Source organism: Streptomyces sp. NPDC008125 (assembly GCF_042957125.1).
Lineage (GTDB): Bacteria > Actinomycetota > Actinomycetes > Streptomycetales > Streptomycetaceae > Streptomyces.
On sequence record NZ_JBIBHR010000022.1, the window covers coordinates 84,109 to 103,936 of the forward strand.

17 protein-coding genes are annotated in these 19,828 nt (G+C 72.3%); 9 read left to right on the forward strand and 8 right to left on the reverse strand.

The window, feature by feature from the left end; translation table 11 throughout:
• Window positions 1-202: 202 nt before the first annotated feature.
• Together scy and mce are read right to left on the reverse strand one after the other, a co-directional pair.
• A complete protein-coding gene (gene scy / locus ACFZAX_RS30105; RefSeq protein WP_390965460.1) occupies window positions 203-4,003 on the reverse strand; it encodes a polarized growth protein Scy in 3,801 nt (1,266 codons plus the stop codon).
• A gap of 164 nt (window positions 4,004-4,167) precedes the next feature.
• The gene (gene mce, locus ACFZAX_RS30110; protein WP_390965461.1) at window positions 4,168-4,596 is read right to left on the reverse strand and encodes a methylmalonyl-CoA epimerase; all 429 of its coding nucleotides are present in this window, start codon (window positions 4,594-4,596) and stop codon (window positions 4,168-4,170) included.
• A gap of 139 nt (window positions 4,597-4,735) precedes the next feature.
• Here mce and ACFZAX_RS30115 point away from each other — a divergent pair, with 139 nt between their 5' ends.
• Together ACFZAX_RS30115 and meaB are read left to right on the forward strand one after the other, a co-directional pair.
• Window positions 4,736-5,941 (forward strand): acetyl-CoA C-acyltransferase, encoded by a 1,206-nt coding sequence (locus ACFZAX_RS30115; RefSeq protein WP_390965462.1) that lies wholly within the window; start codon window positions 4,736-4,738, stop codon window positions 5,939-5,941.
• Window positions 5,942-6,028: 87 nt separating this feature from the next.
• Window positions 6,029-6,991, forward strand: coding sequence for a methylmalonyl Co-A mutase-associated GTPase MeaB (gene meaB / locus ACFZAX_RS30120; RefSeq protein ID WP_390965463.1), 963 nt, complete (start codon window positions 6,029-6,031; stop codon window positions 6,989-6,991).
• A gap of 72 nt (window positions 6,992-7,063) precedes the next feature.
• Here meaB and ACFZAX_RS30125 read toward each other — a convergent pair whose 3' ends face one another.
• The 4 genes from ACFZAX_RS30125 to ACFZAX_RS30140 form a co-directional block, all read right to left on the reverse strand.
• The gene (locus ACFZAX_RS30125; protein ID WP_390965464.1) at window positions 7,064-7,540 is read right to left on the reverse strand and encodes a MarR family transcriptional regulator; all 477 of its coding nucleotides are present in this window, start codon (window positions 7,538-7,540) and stop codon (window positions 7,064-7,066) included.
• 188 nt (window positions 7,541-7,728) lie between these two features.
• Window positions 7,729-8,514: an AIM24 family protein gene (locus ACFZAX_RS30130; RefSeq protein WP_390965466.1), complete on the reverse strand. Its 786-nt coding sequence runs from the start codon at window positions 8,512-8,514 to the stop codon at window positions 7,729-7,731.
• Window positions 8,511-9,161 carry an AIM24 family protein gene (locus tag ACFZAX_RS30135; protein WP_390965467.1) on the reverse strand — a complete coding sequence of 217 codons (651 nt, stop codon included), beginning with the start codon at window positions 9,159-9,161 and terminating at the stop codon, window positions 8,511-8,513. Before ACFZAX_RS30135 ends, ACFZAX_RS30130 begins: the two co-directional genes overlap by 4 nt.
• Window positions 9,161-9,793, reverse strand: a complete 633-nt coding sequence (locus ACFZAX_RS30140; RefSeq protein WP_390965500.1) for an AIM24 family protein — start codon at window positions 9,791-9,793, stop codon at window positions 9,161-9,163. The genes ACFZAX_RS30135 and ACFZAX_RS30140 overlap by 1 nt, the downstream gene beginning before the upstream one ends.
• Before the next feature lie 208 nt (window positions 9,794-10,001).
• Here ACFZAX_RS30140 and ACFZAX_RS30145 point away from each other — a divergent pair, with 208 nt between their 5' ends.
• The 4 genes from ACFZAX_RS30145 (at window position 10,002) to ACFZAX_RS30160 (ending at window position 14,651) form a co-directional block, all read left to right on the forward strand.
• Entirely contained in the window at window positions 10,002-10,352 is a 351-nt protein-coding gene (locus tag ACFZAX_RS30145) for a DUF3817 domain-containing protein (protein ID WP_390965468.1), read from the forward strand.
• A complete protein-coding gene (locus ACFZAX_RS30150) occupies window positions 10,349-10,642 on the forward strand; it encodes an MTH1187 family thiamine-binding protein (protein ID WP_390965469.1) in 294 nt (97 codons plus the stop codon). The genes ACFZAX_RS30145 and ACFZAX_RS30150 overlap by 4 nt, the downstream gene beginning before the upstream one ends.
• 205 nt (window positions 10,643-10,847) lie before the next feature.
• A complete protein-coding gene (locus tag ACFZAX_RS30155; RefSeq protein WP_390965470.1) occupies window positions 10,848-12,689 on the forward strand; it encodes a glycosyltransferase family 2 protein in 1,842 nt (613 codons plus the stop codon).
• 3 nt (window positions 12,690-12,692) lie between these two features.
• Complete coding sequence (locus ACFZAX_RS30160; RefSeq protein WP_390965471.1) at window positions 12,693-14,651, forward strand: galactose oxidase-like domain-containing protein; 1,959 nt, start codon at window positions 12,693-12,695, stop codon at window positions 14,649-14,651.
• A gap of 80 nt (window positions 14,652-14,731) precedes the next feature.
• Here ACFZAX_RS30160 and ACFZAX_RS30165 read toward each other — a convergent pair whose 3' ends face one another.
• Window positions 14,732-15,766 (reverse strand): glycoside hydrolase family 6 protein, encoded by a 1,035-nt coding sequence (locus ACFZAX_RS30165; protein ID WP_390965472.1) that lies wholly within the window; start codon window positions 15,764-15,766, stop codon window positions 14,732-14,734.
• A gap of 289 nt (window positions 15,767-16,055) precedes the next feature.
• Between ACFZAX_RS30165 and ACFZAX_RS30170 the strand changes: the two genes are divergently transcribed.
• The 3 genes from ACFZAX_RS30170 to ACFZAX_RS30180 all read left to right on the forward strand — a co-directional run bounded on the left by ACFZAX_RS30170 (window position 16,056) and on the right by ACFZAX_RS30180 (window position 18,868).
• Window positions 16,056-16,565, forward strand: coding sequence for a MarR family transcriptional regulator (locus ACFZAX_RS30170; RefSeq protein WP_390965473.1), 510 nt, complete (start codon window positions 16,056-16,058; stop codon window positions 16,563-16,565).
• Window positions 16,566-16,663: 98 nt separating this feature from the next.
• The gene (locus ACFZAX_RS30175; protein ID WP_390965474.1) at window positions 16,664-17,026 is read left to right on the forward strand and encodes a DUF3817 domain-containing protein; all 363 of its coding nucleotides are present in this window, start codon (window positions 16,664-16,666) and stop codon (window positions 17,024-17,026) included.
• Between the two features lie 141 nt (window positions 17,027-17,167).
• Entirely contained in the window at window positions 17,168-18,868 is a 1,701-nt protein-coding gene (locus ACFZAX_RS30180) for a methylmalonyl-CoA mutase family protein (protein WP_390965475.1), read from the forward strand.
• Between the two features lie 30 nt (window positions 18,869-18,898).
• Here ACFZAX_RS30180 and ACFZAX_RS30185 read toward each other — a convergent pair whose 3' ends face one another.
• Window positions 18,899-19,522, reverse strand: a complete 624-nt coding sequence (locus ACFZAX_RS30185; protein ID WP_390965476.1) for a TetR/AcrR family transcriptional regulator C-terminal ligand-binding domain-containing protein — start codon at window positions 19,520-19,522, stop codon at window positions 18,899-18,901.
• Window positions 19,523-19,828 lie beyond the last annotated feature (306 nt).

A 19,828-nucleotide genomic window follows, 5' to 3' on the forward strand; every position in this document is an offset into this window, starting at 1 on the left:
AATCCTAGGGGCCAAAGCGGCGTGTCAGCGTGGAGATACCAGTTTGATCTGGAGAATGACACCTCTTTCGGGTGGCCGGTCCGTGGAGCGGTGATCGCTTCCCGGTACGGCGGAATCACTGCCCGGGCGAGAGCGCCCGGCCCGACTCCCTCCTCCCGCGACCGCCCCGTCACCCCCTGCGTGCGCCGCCGGGGGACGCCCCTCAGCTCTCCGTCTGCTTGCCGCCCGCCCGGGCGCCCGCGCCCGCGGCGGCCTTGAGGCCGGCCCCGAGGGTGCCTCCGCCGGAGGTCTTTCCGCCCCCCGTCGGAACCTCGAAAGACTCCAACGCCTCCAGTACGTCCTGGACACGGGAGATCTCCGTATTGATGTCCGCGCGCCTGCGCACGAGGACGTCGAGTTCGCGCTGTCCCTCCTCCACCGTACGCTTCGCCTCGGCCTCCGCGTCGGCCCGCAGCTTCTCGGCCTCGCGGATGAGCTCGGCCTTCTTGGCCTCCGCCTCCTTGAGCAGGGACTCCGCGCGCTTGACCGCCGCGATACGGACCTTTCCGGCCTCCGAATTCGCGTCCGACAGCAGCTCCTTGGCCTTCTTCTCGGCCTCGTCGCGCTGCTCGGTCGCCGCCTTCATCAGATGGTCGACCCGCTCGCCGGCCGTCTTCATCTGCTCGGAGGTCTCCCGGCGGGCCCGCTCGTGCAGCTCCTCGACCTCGGCCTCCGTCCGGGTGCGGTGCTCCTCCGCCCGCTCCCGGGTGGCGGTGGCGTCGCGCCGCGCGCCGACCAGCAGCTCGTCGGCGTCCGTACGCGCCCGCTCCACCAGGGTGTTGCCCTCCACGGTGGCCTCCGAGGTGATCCGGACGGCCTCCTTGCGGGCGGCGTCGACCATGGTGTCGGCCTGCGCCTCCGACTCGGTGGCCGTCCGCAGTGCCTCCTCGCGCGCCTTGTTGATCAGCTGATCGGCCTGCTCGGCCGCGTCGGCCCGGCGCTTGGCCGCGGCCTGGCGCGCCTCGTCCAGCACACGCTCGGACTCCTCGCGGGCCTCGTTCCGCAGCTTCTCGGACGCCTCCTCCGCGGCGGTCCGCACCTTCGCGGCCTCCTCGCGGGTGCGGTCCGCGTGCTCCTGCGCCGAGGCGAGGGTCTTCGCCGCCTCCGTGCGCCGCCGCTCGGCCTCCTTCGTGGCCTCGCCGACGAGCTGGTTCGACGAGTCGGTCGCCTCCTGGCGGATGCGCTCGCCCTCGGACGTCGCCTCCGCGACCAGCCGGTCGGCCTGCGTGGCCGCGTCCGACCGCATGCGGTTGGCGTCCTCGCGGGCCTCCGCCCGCGACCGCGCGGCGTCGCGCTCGGCGGCGGCGAGGGCGTCGGACGCCTCGGTACGCACCCGCTGGCTGTACTCCGCGGCCTCCGCGCGCAGCCGCTCGGCCTCCGCGATGGCGTCGGTGACGGTCCGTTCGGCGAGCGCCTTCGCCGCGTCCGACTCCTCGGACGCGACCCGGCGGATGCGGTTGGCGTCCTCGCCGGCCCGCTCCCGCTCGGCGGCGGCGTCGGCGCGCAGCCGGTCCGCCTCCTCGCTCGCCTCGGTCCGTGTGCGCGTGGCCTCCTGCTCGGCGGCCGTGCGCTGTGCGGCGATCTCCGTCTCGGCCTGCTCGTGCAGCCCGGCGACCGCGTCACGCACCTGCTGGGCGGTCTGCTCGGCGACGGCGACCATCTCCGCCGACCGGCTCTCCGCCTCCCCGACGAGCCGCTGCGCCTCGGTCTGCGCCTCCTCGACCCGCGTACGGGCGGACGCGAGGAGCTCCTCGCTCTGCTCCCGGGCCCGCTCGCGCTCCTGCCCGGCCTCGGACCGCGCGGCCTCCAGGGTCTCCTCGGCCGTGCGGCGGCGCCGGCCGGCCTCCTCCTGGGCCGCCTCCAGCGCTTCCGCCGCCTCGGCCGCGACGCGCTCGGCGGCGGCAGCCGCCTCGGCCCGCACCCGGTCGGCCGTCTCCTGCGCCTCGGACTTGAGGCGCTCCGCCTCGGTGGCCGCCTCGCTGCGCAGCCGTACGGCGACGGTCTCGCCCTCCGCACGCGACTGCGCCGCGTCGGCCGCGGCCTCGTCGCGCAGCCGCTGGGCCTCCGACTCGGCCTGTTCCTGGAGGGTGCGCAGCCGCTCGGCGGCCTCGCCGCGCAGCCGCTCGGACTCCTCGGCCGTCTCGCGACGGATCCGCTCCGCCTCCGTACGGGCCGTGCCGAGGACCTCCTCGGCGTTGGCGACGCGGGTCTCGGCGTCGGCGCGCAGCCGGTCCAGCTCTGCCGCCGCTTCCTCGGCGCGTGCCGCGACCTGGCGCTCGGTCTCGGCGCGGAGCCCGGCGGCGGCCTCCTCGGCCGCCGTCTTCGTGGACTCCGCCTGCTCCTCGGCCTCGTTCCGCACGCTCTCGGCCTCGGCGCGTGCGCTCTCCAGCGACTCCTCGGCCTGCTTGCGCAGGGCCGTCGCGCGCTCGCCGGCCTCGGTACGGACCCGCTCGCTCTCGGCGGAGGCGGAGGCGCGCTGCTCCTCGGCGTCCGTCCTCGCCTTGGTCAGCAGCTCCTCGGCGGTGCGGGCACCCTCCTCGATCTGCTGGACTGCCTCCCGGCGGGCCTCGCCCCGGATGCGCTCGCCCTCGGCGACCGCCTCGGAGCGCAGCTGCTCGGCCTCGCCGCGCAGCCGCCGGGCCTCCTCCTGGAGCTCGACCGTCTTGGCCCGGTACTCCTTGGTGCCCTCCTCGGCGGCGCCCTTGAGCTGGTCGGCCTGCTCGGCGGCCTCGCCGCGCAGCCGGTCCGCCTCCGCCTCCGCCTCGCGGCGGATGCGCTCGGCCTCCTCGGCCGCGGCGCGGGTGGTGGACGACGCGTCCTCGGACGCCTTGGTCAGCACCTCCTCGGCGCTGCGGGCGGCCTTGGCGAGCTGGGCGGCGGTGTCCTCGGCCGCCGCCGTGCGTGCCTTCTCGGCCGCTTCCGCGAGGAGCCGCTCGGCCTCGGCGCGGGCGTCGACGAGGGCCTGCTCGGCCTCTTCCTTCAGCGTCTCGGCGTTCTTGGTGGCCTCGCCGACGAGGCGGGCGATCTCCGACTTGGCGGTGCGGGTGCGCTGTTCGTTCTGCGACTCGGCGCCGGCCAGCGTCTTCGACGCGGAGTCCTTGGCCTCCGAGAGCAGCTTCTCCGCCTCCAGCCGCGCCTCGCGCAGCCGGGTCTCGGTCTCCTGGGCGTGCTGCTCGGCGGCGCGCTGGAGTTCGGTGGCCTGCCGACGGGCCCGGTCGGCCTCGGCGGTAGTGGTGGACCGCAGGTTCTCGGCGTGCTGGGTGGCCTCCTGCGCCTGGCCGGCGGCGGTGCTCAGCATCCGCTCGGCGTCCCGGCGGGCGCGCAGCAGGATCGCCTCGGCCTCGGCGCGGGAGGTCTCGGCCTCGGCGACGAGCCGCTGGCGGGTCTCCTCGGCGACCCGGGCGGCCTCGCTGCGGGCGGCGTTCACGGACTGCTCGGCCTCGGCGCGCGACTCCTCCATGAGCCGGCGGGCCTGGGACTCCGTACGGGCGCGCAACTGCTCGGCCCAGGCGACGTTCTCGTTGACGTGGGCCTCGACGGTCTGCCGGCGCTCGGCCAGCTCCTGGTCGAGGCGCTGGCGGCGCTGGACCGCCTCGTTGTGGAGTTCGGCCTGGAGCCGGGCCTGGTGCTCCGCGTGCTCCTGGAGGATGCGCTGGGTCTGGGCCCGCGCGTCGCGGAGCTCGCGCTCGGCGTCGGCGCGCAGCTGCTCGGCCTGGGCCTGGGCGTCGCGGAGCACCTGCTCGGCCTGGTATCCGAGGTCCGCGCCGCCGTAGGCGGGACGCGTCGCGAGACTGCGCCGCGCCTCGTGCAGCTTGGCGCGCAAGACCTCGACCTGGTAACCGAGGTCCTCGGCGTGCTGGACGGCCTTCTCCCGGTCGGTCTTCAGCCGGTCCATCTCGGCTTCGAACCGCGAGAGGTGGTCGTCTTCAGCTCGGTGGCTCTCCTGGCGTTCGTAGCCCCGCACTGCGCGGTCCCATCCGTCCCCTGGTCGCAACTCTCCATACAGGACCGCCCGCCGGCGAGCGGTCCCCCGGGGAATGGTGACAGACAAACGACAGGGACGTGATGACGGCCCCGACCCGGCCCCGGCCCGGAACGGCCCACTCTACCGGGCCGGGTATCCGGCGGTCAGTGCTCCGTGCGGGACGTGACCAGTTCGGTGAGCACCCCGTGACAGTCCTTCGGGTGGAGGAAGGTGATCCGGGAGCCCATGGAGCCGGTGCGGGGCTCGTCGTAGAGGACCCGCACCCCCTTCTCGCGGATGTCCGAGGAGTCCTGGTCGACGTCCGCGGTGCCGAAGGCGATGTGGTGGACGCCCTCGCCGTTCTTCTCCAGCCACTTGCCGACGGCCGAGTCGGGCCGGGTCGGCTCCAGCAGCTGGAGGTAGGAGGCCCCGCCGTCGGAGGTGCCGTTGATCCTCAGCATGGCCTCGCGTACGCCCTGCTCTTCGTTGACCTCGGAGTGGTGGACCTCGAAGCCGTAGGTGGAGCGGTAGAACTCCACGGTCCTGTCGAGGTCGAAGCAGGCGATCCCGATGTGGTCGATTCGCGTCAGCATGGGACCAGTGCAACGTCCGGGCGGAGGATTGGCAAGGTGCGCGCGATCACACACGCTGCCGGATGACGGGGCGTGGGGTGCTCAGTACATTCGGGTTAACCCTCGTAAACAACACCCTCACCTCTTAGGGGCCGTGCCCATGTCAGGAACGACAGGTACCACCACCTCAGTGATCGTCGCGGGCGCCCGTACGCCCATGGGCCGGCTGCTCGGCTCCCTGAAGAGCTTCTCCGGCGCGGACCTCGGCGGCTTCGCCATCAAGGCGGCGCTGGACCGGGCCGGTATCGGCGGCGACCAGGTCGAGTACGTGATCATGGGCCAGGTGCTCCAGGCCGGCGCGGGCCAGATCCCGGCCCGGCAGGCGGCCGTCAAGGCGGGCATCCCGATGAACGTCCCCGCGCTCACCGTCAACAAGGTGTGCCTTTCCGGGCTCGACGCCATCGCGCTGGCGGACCAGCTGATCCGCGCCGGCGAGTTCGACGTGGTGGTGGCCGGCGGCCAGGAGTCGATGACCAACGCCCCGCACCTGCTGCCGAAGTCCCGCGAGGGGTACAAGTACGGCGCGATCGAGATGCTCGACGCGATGGCGTACGACGGTCTGACCGACGCCTTCGAGAACATCGCGATGGGGGAGTCGACCGAGAAGCACAACACCCGTCTGGGCCTGGAGCGCGCCGCGCAGGACGCGGTCGCCGCCCTCTCCCACCAGCGGGCCGCCGCCGCCCGGAAGAACGGTCTCTTCGAGGCCGAGATCACCCCGGTCGAGATCCCGCAGCGCAAGGGTGACCCGGTGCTCTTCTCCGAGGACGAGGGCATCCGGCCCGAGACGACCGCCGAGTCGCTCGGCAAGCTCCGCCCCGCGTTCACCAAGGACGGCACGATCACCGCCGGTTCCTCCTCGCAGATCTCGGACGGCGCCGCAGCGGTCGTGGTGATGAGCAAGGCGAAGGCCCAGGAGCTGGGGCTCGACTGGCTCGCCGAGATCGGCGCCCACGGCAATGTGGCCGGCCCGGACAACTCGCTCCAGTCCCAGCCGTCCAACGCCATCCGGCACGCCCTGAAGAAGGACGGGCTCACCGTCGACGACCTGGACCTGGTGGAGATCAACGAGGCGTTCGCGGCGGTCGCCGTGCAGTCCATGAAGGACCTCGGCATTACCTCGGAGAAGGTCAACGTCAATGGCGGGGCCATCGCGCTCGGTCACCCCATCGGGATGTCCGGCGCCCGCGTGGTGCTGCACCTGGCGCTGGAGCTGAAGCGGCGGGGCGGCGGTACCGGTGCGGCGGCGCTCTGCGGCGGCGGTGGTCAGGGCGACGCGCTGATCATCCGTGTCCCGGGCAAGTAGGGCGTGTTCCGAAAGGCGCCCCGGCACGGGTTGCCCGAGGCGGCACGGTACGCGCGGTGAGAAGGAACGGAACGGAGCGGAGCGGTGATGGTGGACGTCCCCACCCTGGTCGAACAGGCACGGCAGGGCAGGCCCCGCGCCGTCGCCCGGCTCATCTCGCTGGTGGAGGGGGCCTCGCCGCAGCTGCGCGAGGTGATGGCGGCACTCGCCCCGCTGGCGGGGCACGCGTACGTCGTCGGGCTGACCGGTTCGCCGGGGGTCGGCAAGTCCACCTCGACCTCGGCGCTGGTCGCCGCGTACCGCAAGGCCGGGAAGCGGGTCGGTGTGCTCGCGGTCGACCCGTCGTCGCCGTTCTCCGGCGGGGCGCTGCTCGGTGACCGGGTGCGGATGTCGGACCACGCCTCCGACCCCGGCGTCTACATCCGGTCCATGGCGACCCGGGGTCACCTGGGCGGCCTCGCCCGCTCGGCGCCGCAGGCCGTCCGGGTGCTGGACGCGGCCGGGTGCGACGTGGTGCTGGTGGAGACGGTAGGGGTGGGCCAGTCCGAGGTGGAGATCGCCTCGCAGGCCGACACCTCGGTGGTGATGCTCGCACCGGGCATGGGCGACGGCATCCAGGCGGCGAAGGCCGGAATCCTGGAGATCGGCGACGTGTACGTGGTCAACAAGGCGGACCGGGACGGCGCGGACGCCACCGCCCGGGAGCTGAACCACATGCTCGGACTCGGGGAATCCCGGGGGCCCGACGACTGGCGGCCCCCGATCGTGAAGACCGTGGCAGCCCGGGGGCAGGGCGTCGACGAGCTCGTCGAGGCGCTGGAGAAGCACCGGGCGTGGATGGAGGAGCACGGGGTGCTGGCGGCCCGGCGCACCGCGCGGGCGGCCCGGGAGGTGGAGACGATCGCGGTGACGGCCCTGCGCGAGCGGATCGCCGACCTGCACGGCGACCGCCGGCTCGAAGCGCTGGCCGAGCGCATCGTGGCGGGCCGGCTCGACCCGTACGGCGCGGCCGACGAACTGGTCGCGGGGGTCACCTCGGCAGCGCCCTGAGGGGCGTGCCGCGGCGGGAGGGACCGGGGCCGGCGTGCGGGCCGCCCCGGTACGCACCCGCACGGTCGGCGTTTACGGCCTGCCGCGCCGGCCGCGCAGGTGCTCCGCGATCGGGGCGAGGGCCGCGTGCAGTTCGGCCAGCGCCTCGGGGGACAGCAGGTCCATGAAGTGCTTGCGGACGGAGGCGACGTGGTACGGCGCCACCTTCCGCATCGTCTCCCCGCCGAGGTCGGTGAGGACCGCGAAGAGCCCGCGCCGGTCCGACTCGCAGTTCTCGCGCTTGACCAGCCCGGCGTTCTCCATGCGGGTGATCTGGTGCGAGAGCCGGCTCTTGGACTGGAGGGTGAGCGAGGCGAGGTCGCTCATCCGCAGGCGCTGCTCCTCGGCCTCGGAGAGGTTGACGAGGATCTCGTAGTCGTTCATGGTCAGGCCGAACGGCTGGAGGTCTCTCTCCAGCTGGTGCGTCAGCAGTCTGCTGACGTCCAGGTGGGTGCGCCAGGCGCACTGCTCCGCATCGCTCAGCCAGCGGGTGGCCGTCTCGGTCTCCATATATGGATTCTACCTAAGAAGTTGAAAGCCGGACGAAGTGGGGGCTGTGACCCCCGGCACCCGCCCGGCGCTCACCTCGGCATCCGCCGTCGGTCACCGGGCCGCGCGCGGCACGCGCGGCGCTCCGGGCACGCGAAGGGGCCGGGCCCGGGGCGTACCCCTGGGAATCACGCTCCGCAGAGTACCGCTCACAGGCCGAACCGACGCTGGAGATCCCCCAGCTGGCCGGGGAGGCGGGGTGCGGACCCAGGTTGACCCCCGCCGTGGACGCCGGGACCGCCCCCGCCCGGCACCCCCGCCTCCACCGGAACCGCGCCCACCGACTGCTCGGCCATCAGTACCTCGGTCGACTGCAGCAGCACCGTCCCCGCACCGACGAACTCGAACTGGTGCTCCTCGCCGGACGTCCCGCCGATCCCCGTCAGCGACCGTAGTCCGCCCATCACGCCCCGCATGTACCCGTGGTCGTAGTGGTGGCACGGGGACGGGCAGTCGGCCCAGCCGACCAGGGCCTGCGGGTCCACCCGAAGCGGTGGCTCCATGAAGACCACCGGCCCGTTCGAGGCCGCCACGAACTTCCCCGTACCGATCAGCGTGAGGAACCCCGGCACGATCGACTGCTTCAGCGCCAGCGACGGCTGGAAGGCCAGCAGGTTGCCGGAGCGGATCGTCAGGTTGCCGTTGTCGAGGTCGTAGGAGTTGACGTCGAAGGCCCGGTCCGCGAGGAGCATCTTGCCGCTGCCCTCGGCCACCACCCAGTCGCTCGCGTGCATCGGCGAGTGGAAGCTCGTCCGCAACAGCCGGTCGAAGCGGCCGTTGCCCACCCCGTCGAAGTCGATGCGCCCGTAGTAGGCGATCATCTTCCCCTTCTGGAGGAACCACTGACTGCCCTTCAGCTCCACGCAGAAGGTGTAGGCGTTGACGTTGTCGTCCGACGGCAGGGTCGTCGGATCGAAGATCACGGGCGTGCTCACAGCTTCTCCTCCGACGCCTGGACGTACACCGCACCACTGCCGCTCAGCTCCAGCTGGAACGCCTCGCCCGAGCCGCGCCCCACCATGTCGCGCCAGCCGAGCGCCGTGGAGAGCTTGTTCCGCACGTCCCCGTGGTGCGCGACGTACGCCTGCGGGTCTACGTGCACCTCGCGGCCGGGCGTGATCGGCAGCTCGATCACCCCGCCGTGGGCCATCACCGCGACCGCGCCGTGGCCCTTGAGGGTCGTGGTGAACAGGCCCTGTCCGGTGACCTGACCGCGCACCATCCCCATGACACCGCCCTGCGAGCCCATGAACATCGTGCCCTGCTGGAGCGTCCCGTCGAACGCCAGCAGCCGGTCGGCCTCGACGTGGAGGGTGTCGCCCGCGAGGTTGATGACGGCGATGTGGTGGCCACCGTGGCCGAACATCACCGTCCCGCTGCCCTCCACCGTCATCAAGGGGGCCGCCTCGTTCGCCACCCGCCGGCCGATCATCGACATCAGCCCGCCCTGGCCGCCCTGGATGTTCGGGGTGAAGGAGACCTCGCCCCGGTAGGCGAGCATCGCGCCGCGCTGGCTGTACATCTTCTGGCCGGGGACGACCGTCGCCTCGACCATCTTCGAGTTGATCTCGCGGAACGGCATCAGACGTCGCCCCCGATCGTGTTCCGCTCGCTGGGCTGCACGTACACGAGTCCCTCGCCCTCGAAGCGGATCTGGAACGACTCCCCGGAACCCTCGCCCATGAAGGTGCGGAAGCCCACCCCGGACTGGAAGTGCTGCTGGAGGCTGCCCTGGTGGGCGATGTACGCGCCGGGATCGACGTTGAGCGGGTACTGCGGGGTCACCCGGAGGACCACCGCCGAACCGTCCGACATGATCGCGGCCTGCCCGGTGCCCTCCACGGTGGTCGTGAACAGGCCGTTGCCGCTCGCCCCGCCGCGCAGCCCGGTGAAGCTGGTGCCGGTGCGCAGGGCGGCGTCCGCGCAGAGCAGGTTGCTCGCCTCCACCCAGAGCTTCTCGCCCCGCAGCGAGACGAGGTTGATCTCGCTCGCGCGGTCGGCGAAGTAGCAGGTGCCCTGGCCCTGCACTTCCATCACCGTCATCTGCTCGCCGGTCAGCCGGCGGGTCACCATGCCGCGCAGACCCTCACCGCCACCGGAGAGTTTCTTGAACGCCATCCGGCCGTCGTACGCGACCATCGAGCCGTTCTTCGCCTTGACGGCATCACCCGTCAGATCGACGGCGAGCGTCTTGCTGCCTTGGAGTCGGAACATCGCCACGGACCGACGGTAGCCGCCCGCGAGCCGCCCGGGCCAGTGTCCGGGGAAGGATCACAGAGCGCCGCCGCGGCTCGCGACTACCCTCGCGTCCCACCCGCCCCGTGCGCCCCGGGGCAGAAGGGCCGGGCGGGCGGTGCCACAATGGGGGCGGCTTGTGCTCGCGTTCACAAGCCGTGACGACCCTCCCACCGAAGGTGCCCTCGTGGACATCAAGACCGCTACCGCCCTGCACCGGCTGCGCCTCATCTCGATTCCCGAGGCGCTCTCCTTCCCGGCCCTGATCATCTTCGGATCGATCCTCAGCCGGGTCTCCGACATCGACTTCCTGATGATGCCGCTGGGTGCCCTGCACGGCCTCCTCTTCGTGATCTACGTCCTCTTCCTGCTGGACGTGTGGATCAAGGCGAAGTGGCCCGTCAAGCGGGTCGCCCTCTTCTTCGTGCTCTGCCTCCTGCCGTTCGGCGGGCTCTACGGCGACAAGCTCCTCAAGCGGTACGAGACGGACGGCGTCATCGCCGCCCGCGCCCGCAGGGAAGGCACGGTGAACGCGTGATCGTCGCCTTCTCGGTCTCCCCGCTGGGCGTCGGCGAGGACGTCGGCAGTCACGTCGCCGACGCCGTCCGCGTCGTCCGCGAGTCCGGACTGCCCAACCGCACCGACGCCATGTTCACCTCGGTCGAAGGTGAATGGGACGAGGTGATGGACGTCGTCAAGCGCGCCGTCGCCGCCGTCGAGGCCCGCGCCGGACGCGTCTCCCTGGTACTGAAGGCCGACATCCGACCCGGCGTCACCGACGGACTCACCTCCAAGGTCGAGACCGTGGAACGGTACTTGGCCACCTGACGCCCCGTCCGCGTCCGGTGACACTCCGTCACCCCGAGGAGCCCCCCGCCACAACACGGCGGGGGGCTCCTCGCGTTCCGGCCCCCGGTGCCCCGCGACACGCCCGCGTCCCGGTCCGGGACCGCTCACTCGGCCCTGCCGAGTCGCCCCGGTCCGGAAGATCCATTTATGTGGGGAGACACACCGGTTCGACATAGGAGGCAGGGTGCGGTCGGAGGTCTACGACTACGACTCCCACAGCCGGCTCGCGGGTCCGCTCACGGAACCGGGGGGACCGGAGTACCGCGTGCGGTACCGGGGCCTCCTCGCGGCGGAGAAGCGGCGCACCCGGGCCGTCCTCCTGATGACCCTCGCCCCGGTGCTCACCGGGGCGCTGCTGCTCTACCTCGTCTGGCCGACGCACTGGACCCGGCGCGAGAACGGCGAGCCGTGGCTCGTCGCCGCCGACACCGCGATGCTCGTCTCCATCGCGCTGATCGAACTCTTCATGCTCGTCAACGTCGTCTCCGTCGCGCACGCCACGATGGTCGCCAGGGACCCGGTGCCCGTCGTCCCCGAACCCGGCACCCGGGTCGCCTTCGTCACCACGTACGTACCGGGCAAGGAACCCCTCTCCATGGTCCGCGCCACCCTCCGGGGTGCCGTACGCGTCCGCCACGACGGACCGCTGGACGTCTGGCTGCTCGACGAGGGCGACGACCCGGCGGCCCGCGCGCTCTGCGCGGAACTCGGGGTCCGCCACTTCACCCGGCGCGGCGTCCCCGCGTGGAACCGCCCCGAGGGGACCCACCGGGCGAAGACCAAGCACGGCAACTACAACGCCTGGCTCGACCGGCACGGCGACGCCTACGACTTCTTCGCCTCCGTCGACACCGACCACGTGCCGCTGCCCGGTTTCCTGGAGCGGATGCTGGGCTGGTTCCGCGACCCCGACACCGCCTTCGTCGTCGGCCCGCAGGTCTACGGGAACTACGACGCGGCCGTCACCAAGGCCGCCGAATCGCAGCAGTTCCTCTTCCACGCCCTGATCCAGCGCGCCGGGAACCGCTACGGGGCGCCCATGTTCGTCGGCACCAACAACGTCGTCCGCGTCGCCGCGCTGCGGCAGGCCGGCGGACTGTACGACTCGATCACCGAGGACATGGCGACCGGCTTCGAGATCCACCGCCGCCGCAACCCCCTCACCGGACGTCACTGGCGGTCCGTCTACACCCCCGACGTGCTGGCCGTCGGCGAGGGCCCGTCCTCCTGGACCGACTTCTTCACCCAGCAGCTGCGCTGGTCGCGCGGGACGTACGAGACGCTGCTGCGGCAGTACCCCAAGGGGCTGTTCCGGCTCCCCCCGGGCCGGCTCCTCAGCTACACCCTGATGCTCGTCTACTACCCGATGACCGCCGTCAACTGGCTGCTCGGGATCTTCAGCTGCGTGCTCTTCCTCTGGCTCGGCGCCTCCGGCACCGAGGTCTCCGCCTCCCTCTGGCTGATGCTCCACAGCGACGCGGCGGCCCTCCAGATCGGCCTCTACCTCTGGAACCGGCGGCACAACGTCTCCCCGCACGAACCCGAAGGCTCCGGCGGCATCGCCGGCATGGCCATGTCCGCCCTCTGCGCACCGATCTACCTGAAGTCGCTCGGCGCCGCGGTGCTGCGGACCGACGGGCGTTTCGTCGTCACGCCCAAGGGAGGCGCCACCAGCCCCGACCGGCTCCTCACCTTCCGCGTCCACCTCTTCTGGGCCGCGTTGCTGCTGGTCTCGCTCGCCGCGTCCGTACCCCTGCACCACACGCACGCGGCGATGCGCACCTGGGCCGCGCTGGCGCTGGCCATCGCGCTCTCCCCGGTCGTGGTGTGGTCGTACACCCGACGACACCCCGCGCTGCCCGGGCGGACCGGCCGGCGCCCGGTCCGACGCCACGCCCCGCACCCGCTGCCCGACGGGACGACCTTCATCACCACGACCAGTACCGAGGTCCCGGCCGCCACCCCGGCCGGACCCGTCCACAGCGCCGCCGGGACGACGGCGCGCAGCACCGCAGGAGGGAACTGACCCATGGCCCACCGGCCCACCGGACGGATCAGGAAGGCGGTCCTCGGCAGCGGGGCCGTCGTGGTGCTCGCGGGGCTCAACGCCCCCGCGGCGCTCTCGTTCGCCCAGGACCACTACCACGCGTACAAGATCGCCCAGCCCGGCTACCAGGCGCGGTACGGCTCCTGGCAGCGGGTGGACATCCCCGAGGAGTACCGGACCAACGCCATCCACGCGGCGCTGCTCCACACCGGCAAGGTGCTGATCATCGCGGGCTCCGGCAACAACCAGCGGCACTTCGACGCGGGCACCTTCGACACGGTCCTGTGGGACCCGGTGGCCGACACCTTCAAGAAGGTCGCCACCCCGGTGGACTTCTTCTGCGGCGGCCACGCCCAGCTCCCCGACGGCCGTCTGCTGGTGGCCGGCGGCACGGCCCGCTACGAGGTGCTCGACGGCGAGGTGAGGCGGGCCGGCGGCGGGATGCGGGTGAAGAACGAGAACCCGGACAAGGCGCTGGTCCTGAAGAAGGGCACGGTCTTCCGCTCTCCCTCGGGCGTCGAGTACCGCTCCCTCTTCGACGTGACCGTGCCCCGGGCCGCCAAACGCGGCTTCGCCGTCACGTACTGGCCGGACGGCGGGGTGAAGCCGTGGAGGAGCAGAGTCACCGCGGGCGAGGAGCGGGTCTTCGTGGAGGCGGTGGAGACGGGCCCCGACTCGGTGACCGCCGAGTCCGCCCAGTACGAGATCGAGGGGCTCACCGGCAAGGACGCCGACAACTCCTACGGCCTCGCCGAGAAGATCACCACGCGGAAGCAGGACTTCCAGGGCATCCGGTCGGCGTACGAGTTCGACGCGGTGGCCGAGAAGTACATCAGGGTCGACCCGATGAAGCAGGCCCGCTGGTATCCGACGCTCGTCGGGCTCGGCGACGGGCGGGTGCTCGCCGTCTCGGGGCTCGACGACGTCGGCGAGATCATCTCTGGCGACACCGAGATCTACGACCAGGGGGCCAAGAGGTGGTCCAAGGGTCCGTTCCGCTACTTCCCGACCTATCCCGCCCTCTTCCTCACCCAGGGCGGCAGGCTCTTCTACCCGGGCGCCAACGCCGGTTACGGCCCCGCCGACAAGGGCCGCGCCGCCGGGCTCTGGGACCTGCGGAAGAACACCTTCAAGGCGGTCGGCGGGCTGAAGGACTTCGACGCGACGGAGACCGCCTCCTCGCTGATGCTGCCCCCGGTCCAGGACCAGAAGGTGATGATCCTCGGCGGCGGCGGGGTGGGGGAGTCCGAGGTGTCGACCGCCCGCACCGCGGTCGTGGACCTCAAGGCGAAGAGCCCGGTCTTCGAGCCTGGCCCCGACCTGCCGCAGGGCACCCGCTACCTCAACAGCGTGATCATGCCGGACGACACCGTCTTCACCACCGGCGGATCGAGCGACTACCGGGGGCGCGGCGACAGCAACATCCTCAAGGCGCAGACCTACCACCCGAAGACCGGCGAGTTCACCGAGGCGGCGGCGCCCACCATCGGCCGGAACTACCACTCGGAGGCGCTGCTGCTGCCCGACGGGCGGGTGGCGACCTTCGGATCCGACTCGCTCTACGGCGACAAGGCCAACACCAAGCTGGGCACCTTCGAGCAGCGGATGGAGGTCTTCACCCCGGCGGTCCTGCACCGCGCGGGCGGCGACCGGCCGGTGATCGGTGCCGGGCCCGGGAAGGTGGAGCGCGGTGGCACCGCCACGTACGCGCTGACCGGCGGCGGCCGTCCGGCGACCGCCCGGCTGATGCGGCCGAGCGCCGTCACCCACACCACCGACGTCGAGCAGCGGTCGATCGCGCTGGAAATGCGCGAAAAGGAGGGCAGGATCACCGTGACGGTGCCCGGGGACAGCACCCTGGTACCACCGGGCTGGTACATGCTCTTCGTCACGGACACCGACGGCGTCTCGTCGGTGGCGAAGTGGGTCGAGGTCGGCTGAGAGCTCTGCCGGCGCCCGCGCCTCCCGTACGACCAGGGCCTCCTGGCCGTACGGGAGGCGCGGGCGCGAGCAGGACCGGGTCAGGACCCGGCGGCGCGGGCCAGGCCGAGGGCGTAACCCGGCCACCAGGTGCCGGCCGCCGGGCCGCCCCGGCAGGGGCCGTCGGAGTCGCCCGGCCGCTTGATCCAGAGGTACGCGTCCAGCCGTTCGTCCCCGGTCTCGGTGGTCGGGGGAGTGCCCAGGGCCCGGCCCGGCGGGTTGCACCACGCCTCCGACCGGCCGCCGGAGAGGGGCCCGCGGCCGTTGCGGCTGCTGTCGATCACGTAGTGCGCGCCGCCGAGGAGGGCGGAGAGCCGGGCCCCGTACGCCTTCACCGTCTCGTCGGTCTGGAAGTTGGAGACGTTGAGCGAGAAGCCGTCGGCCCGGTCGACGCCCGCCCGGTGGAGCGGTTCGACCAGCTTGGCGGGGTCGGCGAGCCAGTCCGGGTTCCCCGCGTCCAGGTAGACCTTGGTCCCCGGCCGGGCCTTGAAGGTGTCCACCGCCCCGGCCAGCAGGTCGAGCCGCTCGGCGTGCTTCTCCGGCGGGGTGCAGCCGTCCACGACGTGCGCGACGGCGTCGGGCTCCAGGACCACCGTGGCCGGGGCGTCGCCGATCGCCCCGGCGAACCGCTCCGTCCACGCCCGGTACGCGTCCGCGTCGGACGCCCCGCCCGCCGAATAGGCGCCGCAGTCGCGGTGCGGGATGTTGTACGCCACGAACAGGACGCTCCGGTGGGAGGCCGAGGCACCCTCGACGGCGGTGCGGACGTCCGGTTCCGGATCGTCGCCCGCGGGCCAGTCGGCCACCGGGCGGGTGGAGATCCGCTCCAGCAGTCGCGCGTCCGCCGCCCGCCCCGCCTCCTTCCAGGCGCGGACCTGACGGGCGGCGTCGCTCTCCGGATCCACCCAGTACGGCGACGTGCCGCGCGCCGGTCCGCCCCGGACGGCGTCCACCGCGCTCGCGGTGGGTTCCTCGCCGCCCCCGGACGGCGTCCCCGGGGACGAACAGCCCACCGCGAGGGCGGCCGACGCGGCCACGGCGGCGGAGACGACGGGCAAGATCCTGCGGCCGGACATCCAGCCCCCTCGGACGGTGGCTCAACGGAAACGGGCACGAAGCGCGGGACACACGTGCGGGGCACGCCCGTGCGGCGGCCTCACGAGGTACAGAGATGCGGTCGATCCTGGCATATCGGTCACGGAGCGTGGCGCTGCGACACCGGCCGCCGCGGAGCGTCAACCACTCGCCCCGCGGACCGCCCCCGTTCGGCTGTTCGCAGGCAGGCGGATCCTCCCGCACGCGTATGCGGTACCGAACTCCGAGACGGCGCCCGCCGCGATGTGACCAGTGGGTAAGGTCGGGGCTGTGCCGAAGCCGCTCAGCCTTCCCTTCGACCCCATCGCCCGCGCCGACGAGCTCTGGCAGCAGCGCTGGGGACCCGTGCCCTCCATGCAGGCGATCACCTCGGTCATGAGGGCGCAACAGATCCTCCTCGCGGAGGTCGACGCGGTGGTGAAACCGTACGGGCTGACGTTCGCCCGGTACGAGGCGCTGGTGCTGCTCACCTTCTCCAAGGAGGGCGAGCTGCCGATGTCGAAGATCGGCGAGCGCCTGATGGTGCACCCGACGTCGGTCACCAACACCGTGGACCGGCTGGTGAAGTCGGGCCTGGTCGACAAGCGCCCCAACCCCAACGACGGCCGCGGCACGCTCGCCTCCATCACCGCCAAGGGCCGCGAGGTGGTCGAGGCGGCCACCGAGGAGCTGATGGCGATGGACTTCGGGCTGGGCGTGTACGACGCGGAGGAGTGTGCCGAGATCTTCGCGATGCTCCGGCCGCTGCGGGTCGCCGCGCGGGACTTCGAGGACGCCTGAGCGGTGCCCGGGCCGTGTGCGCGTGGCCCGCGCGGTCCGCTCGGTGAGTGGGGTGCCCGCCGCAAGATCGCCCCCGGCCTCCGGCTAACCTCGATGTCATGAAACGCAGCGTGCTGACCCGCTATCGGGTGATGGCCTACGTCACCGCCGTCATGTTGTTGATCCTCTGCCTCTGCATGGTCTTCAAGTACGGATTCGACAAGGGCGAGGGCCTGACGCTCGTCGTCTCCCAGATCCACGGCGTGCTCTACATCATCTATCTGCTCTTCGCCTTCGACCTGGGCTCCAAGGCGAAGTGGCCGATCGGCAAGCTCCTCTGGGTGCTGATCGCCGGCACCATCCCGACCGCCGCGTTCTTCGTGGAGCGCAGGGTCGTCCGGGAGGTCGAGCCGCTGATCGCGGGCGCCGCGCCGGCCGCCGCGAACGCCTCCGCGCAGGGCAGCCCCGTCAAGAACGGCTGACGCCCGGCCGTACGCCCCGCGGGACCGGGGGCGCAGGGCCGTACTCCCGCAGGACCCGCGAACCGCCCGCACCGGACTCCGTCCAAGTGCCGGGCGGTTTGTCATCGACAGGTAGTAGGACGTCCTAGTAAATTCGACACCATGGACGCTGACGCGATCGAGGAGGGCCGCCGACGCTGGCAGGCCCGTTACGACAAGGCCCGCACGCGTGACGCGGACTTCACCACCCTGTCCGGCGACCCGGTGGACCCGGTGTACGGTCCCCGGCCCGGCGACACGTACGACGGGTTCGAGCGGATCGGCTGGCCCGGCGAGTACCCGTTCACCCGGGGCCTGCACCCGACGGGCTACCGGGGCCGTACCTGGACCATCCGCCAGTTCGCCGGCTTCGGCAACGCCGAGCAGACCAACGAGCGGTACAAGATGATCCTCGCCGCGGGCGGCGGCGGGCTCAGCGTGGCCTTCGACATGCCGACCCTGATGGGCCGGGACTCCGACGAGCCCCGTTCGCTCGGCGAGGTCGGGCACTGCGGCGTCGCCATCGACTCCGCCGCCGACATGGAGGTCCTCTTCCGGGACATCCCGCTCGGCGAGGTCACCACCTCCATGACGATCAGCGGACCCGCCGTCCCCGTCTTCTGCATGTACCTCGTCGCCGCCGAACGCCAGGGCGTCGACCCCGCCGTACTCAACGGCACCCTGCAGACCGACATCTTCAAGGAGTACATCGCCCAGAAGGAGTGGCTCTTCCAGCCCGAACCGCATCTGCGGCTCATCGGCGACCTGATGGAGCACTGCGCCCGCGCCATCCCCGCGTACAAACCGCTCTCCGTCTCCGGCTACCACATCCGCGAGGCCGGGGCCACGGCCGCGCAGGAGCTCGCCTACACCCTCGCCGACGGCTTCGGATACGTGGAGCTGGGCCTCTCCCGGGGGCTCGACGTGGACACCTTCGCGCCCGGCCTCTCCTTCTTCTTCGACGCCCACCTCGATTTCTTCGAGGAGATCGCCAAGTTCCGCGCCGCCCGCCGCATCTGGGCCCGCTGGATGAAGGAGACGTACGGCGCGAAGACCGACAAGGCCCAGTGGCTCCGCTTCCACACCCAGACCGCCGGGGTCTCCCTCACCGCTCAGCAGCCGTACAACAACGTCGTACGCACCGCGGTCGAGGCGCTCTCCGCCGTTCTCGGCGGCACCAGCTCGCTGCACACCAACGCCCTCGACGAGACCCTGGCCCTCCCCTCCGAACAGGCCGCCGAAATCGCGCTCCGCACCCAGCAGGTGCTGATGGAGGAGACCGGCGTCGCCAACGTGGCCGACCCGCTGGGCGGCTCCTGGTACGTCGAACAGCTCACCGACCGGATCGAGGCCGACGCCGAGAAGATCTTCGAGCAGATCCGCGAGCGCGGCACCCGCGCCCACCCCGACGGGCGTCACCCCATCGGCCCCCTCACCTCGGGCATCCTGCGCGGCATCGAGGACGGCTGGTTCACCGGGGAGATCGCCGACTCCGCGTTCCAGTACCAGCGCTCCCTGGAGAAGGGAGACAAGCGGGTCGTCGGCGTCAACGTCCACCACGGCTCGGTCACCGGCGACCTGGAGATCCTGCGGGTCAGCCACGAGGTCGAGCGCGAGCAGGTCCGTGCCCTCGGCGCCCGCCGGGCGGCCCGCGACGAGGCGAAGGTGCGCGGCTCGCTGGACGCGATGCTCGCCGCAGCCCGGGACGGCTCGAACATGATCGCCCCGATGCTGGAGGCGGTCCGCGCCGAGGCGACCCTCGGCGAGATCTGCGGGGTGCTGCGCGAGGAGTGGGGGGTCTACACGGAGCCGCCGGGGTTCTGAGCAGGCCTCTCCCGGGGGCGGCGGCGGGCGCTACGCCACCGCGCCGAGCCCGGAGAGCAGCAGTGCGGTGAAGCGCCGGGCCCAGTCGGCATCGACGGGCTCGGCGCTGACCAGCGCCCGGTGCACCACCGCGCCCGCGATGACGTCGAAGATCAGGTCCGCCGTCGGCCCGGCTGCCCGGCCGTCCGGCTCGGGCGGCAGCTCCCCGCGCTCCTGCGCCCGTCGGCGGCCCAGGACCACCAGCCGCTTCTGGCGGTTGACGATCGAGTCCTGGATGCGTGTGCGCAGCGCCGCGTCGCGCGTCGACTCGGCGACCACCGCCATCAGCGCCGTCCGGGTCTCCGGCCGCTCCAGCAGCTCCGCGAACTGGAGGACCACGCCCTGCACGTCGGCGGCAAGGCTGCCGAGGTCGGGGAGTTCGAGCTCGTCGAAGAGGACGGCGACGGCGTCCACGACCAGCTCGTTCTTGCCGGCCCACCGCCGGTAGAGGGTCGTCTTGGCGACCCCGGCGCGCGTCGCCACGTCCCCCATCGTCAGCTTCGACCAGCCGAGTTCGACCAGGGACGCCCGGGTCGCCTCCAGGATCGCGGCATCGGCGTCGACGCTGCGGGGGCGGCCGGGGCGGGCGGACGGGGGGTCGTTGCGGCTCGGCATGGAGCGACCCTACCCGCGAGTAGGTAGGCGGGGCCGCTCCGGGTCCGGGTGAGACAGATCACCGGGGCGTCCTGTTCAGGAGGACTGCTCGCCAGTTACGCTACGGGTCGTAGCGTAAGGACCCTCGGGCAGTGGCCCGACGGCCCGCGCCACGAACGAGCGACAGCCACGTGGGGGCGCCGGATGGGGATCCGGTGCCGACCGAGCGGCGCGGGACGGGGATCCGGTGCCGCGACCGGGGGGTTCAGGCCCTCCGAACCGTGTCCGTCCGCCCGCCCCGCACGCCGGCCGGGGCCGCGGCAGGAC

Excerpts from the sequence above, each read along its gene's own strand:
- ACFZAX_RS30180 (WP_390965475.1), top strand. The coding sequence starts at position 17,168 with ATGGACGCTGACGCGATCGAGGAGGGCCGCCGACGCTGGCAGGCCCGT.
- mce (WP_390965461.1), bottom strand. The coding sequence starts at position 4,596 with ATGCTGACGCGAATCGACCACATCGGGATCGCCTGCTTCGACCTCGAC.
- ACFZAX_RS30165 (WP_390965472.1), bottom strand. The coding sequence starts at position 15,766 with ATGTCCGGCCGCAGGATCTTGCCCGTCGTCTCCGCCGCCGTGGCCGCG.
- ACFZAX_RS30140 (WP_390965500.1), bottom strand. The coding sequence starts at position 9,793 with ATGTTCCGACTCCAAGGCAGCAAGACGCTCGCCGTCGATCTGACGGGT.
- ACFZAX_RS30135 (WP_390965467.1), bottom strand. The coding sequence starts at position 9,161 with ATGCCGTTCCGCGAGATCAACTCGAAGATGGTCGAGGCGACGGTCGTC.
- ACFZAX_RS30185 (WP_390965476.1), bottom strand. The coding sequence starts at position 19,522 with ATGCCGAGCCGCAACGACCCCCCGTCCGCCCGCCCCGGCCGCCCCCGC.
- ACFZAX_RS30160 (WP_390965471.1), top strand. The coding sequence starts at position 12,693 with ATGGCCCACCGGCCCACCGGACGGATCAGGAAGGCGGTCCTCGGCAGC.
- meaB (WP_390965463.1), top strand. The coding sequence starts at position 6,029 with ATGGTGGACGTCCCCACCCTGGTCGAACAGGCACGGCAGGGCAGGCCC.
- ACFZAX_RS30115 (WP_390965462.1), top strand. The coding sequence starts at position 4,736 with ATGTCAGGAACGACAGGTACCACCACCTCAGTGATCGTCGCGGGCGCC.
- ACFZAX_RS30175 (WP_390965474.1), top strand. The coding sequence starts at position 16,664 with ATGAAACGCAGCGTGCTGACCCGCTATCGGGTGATGGCCTACGTCACC.
- ACFZAX_RS30125 (WP_390965464.1), bottom strand. The coding sequence starts at position 7,540 with ATGGAGACCGAGACGGCCACCCGCTGGCTGAGCGATGCGGAGCAGTGC.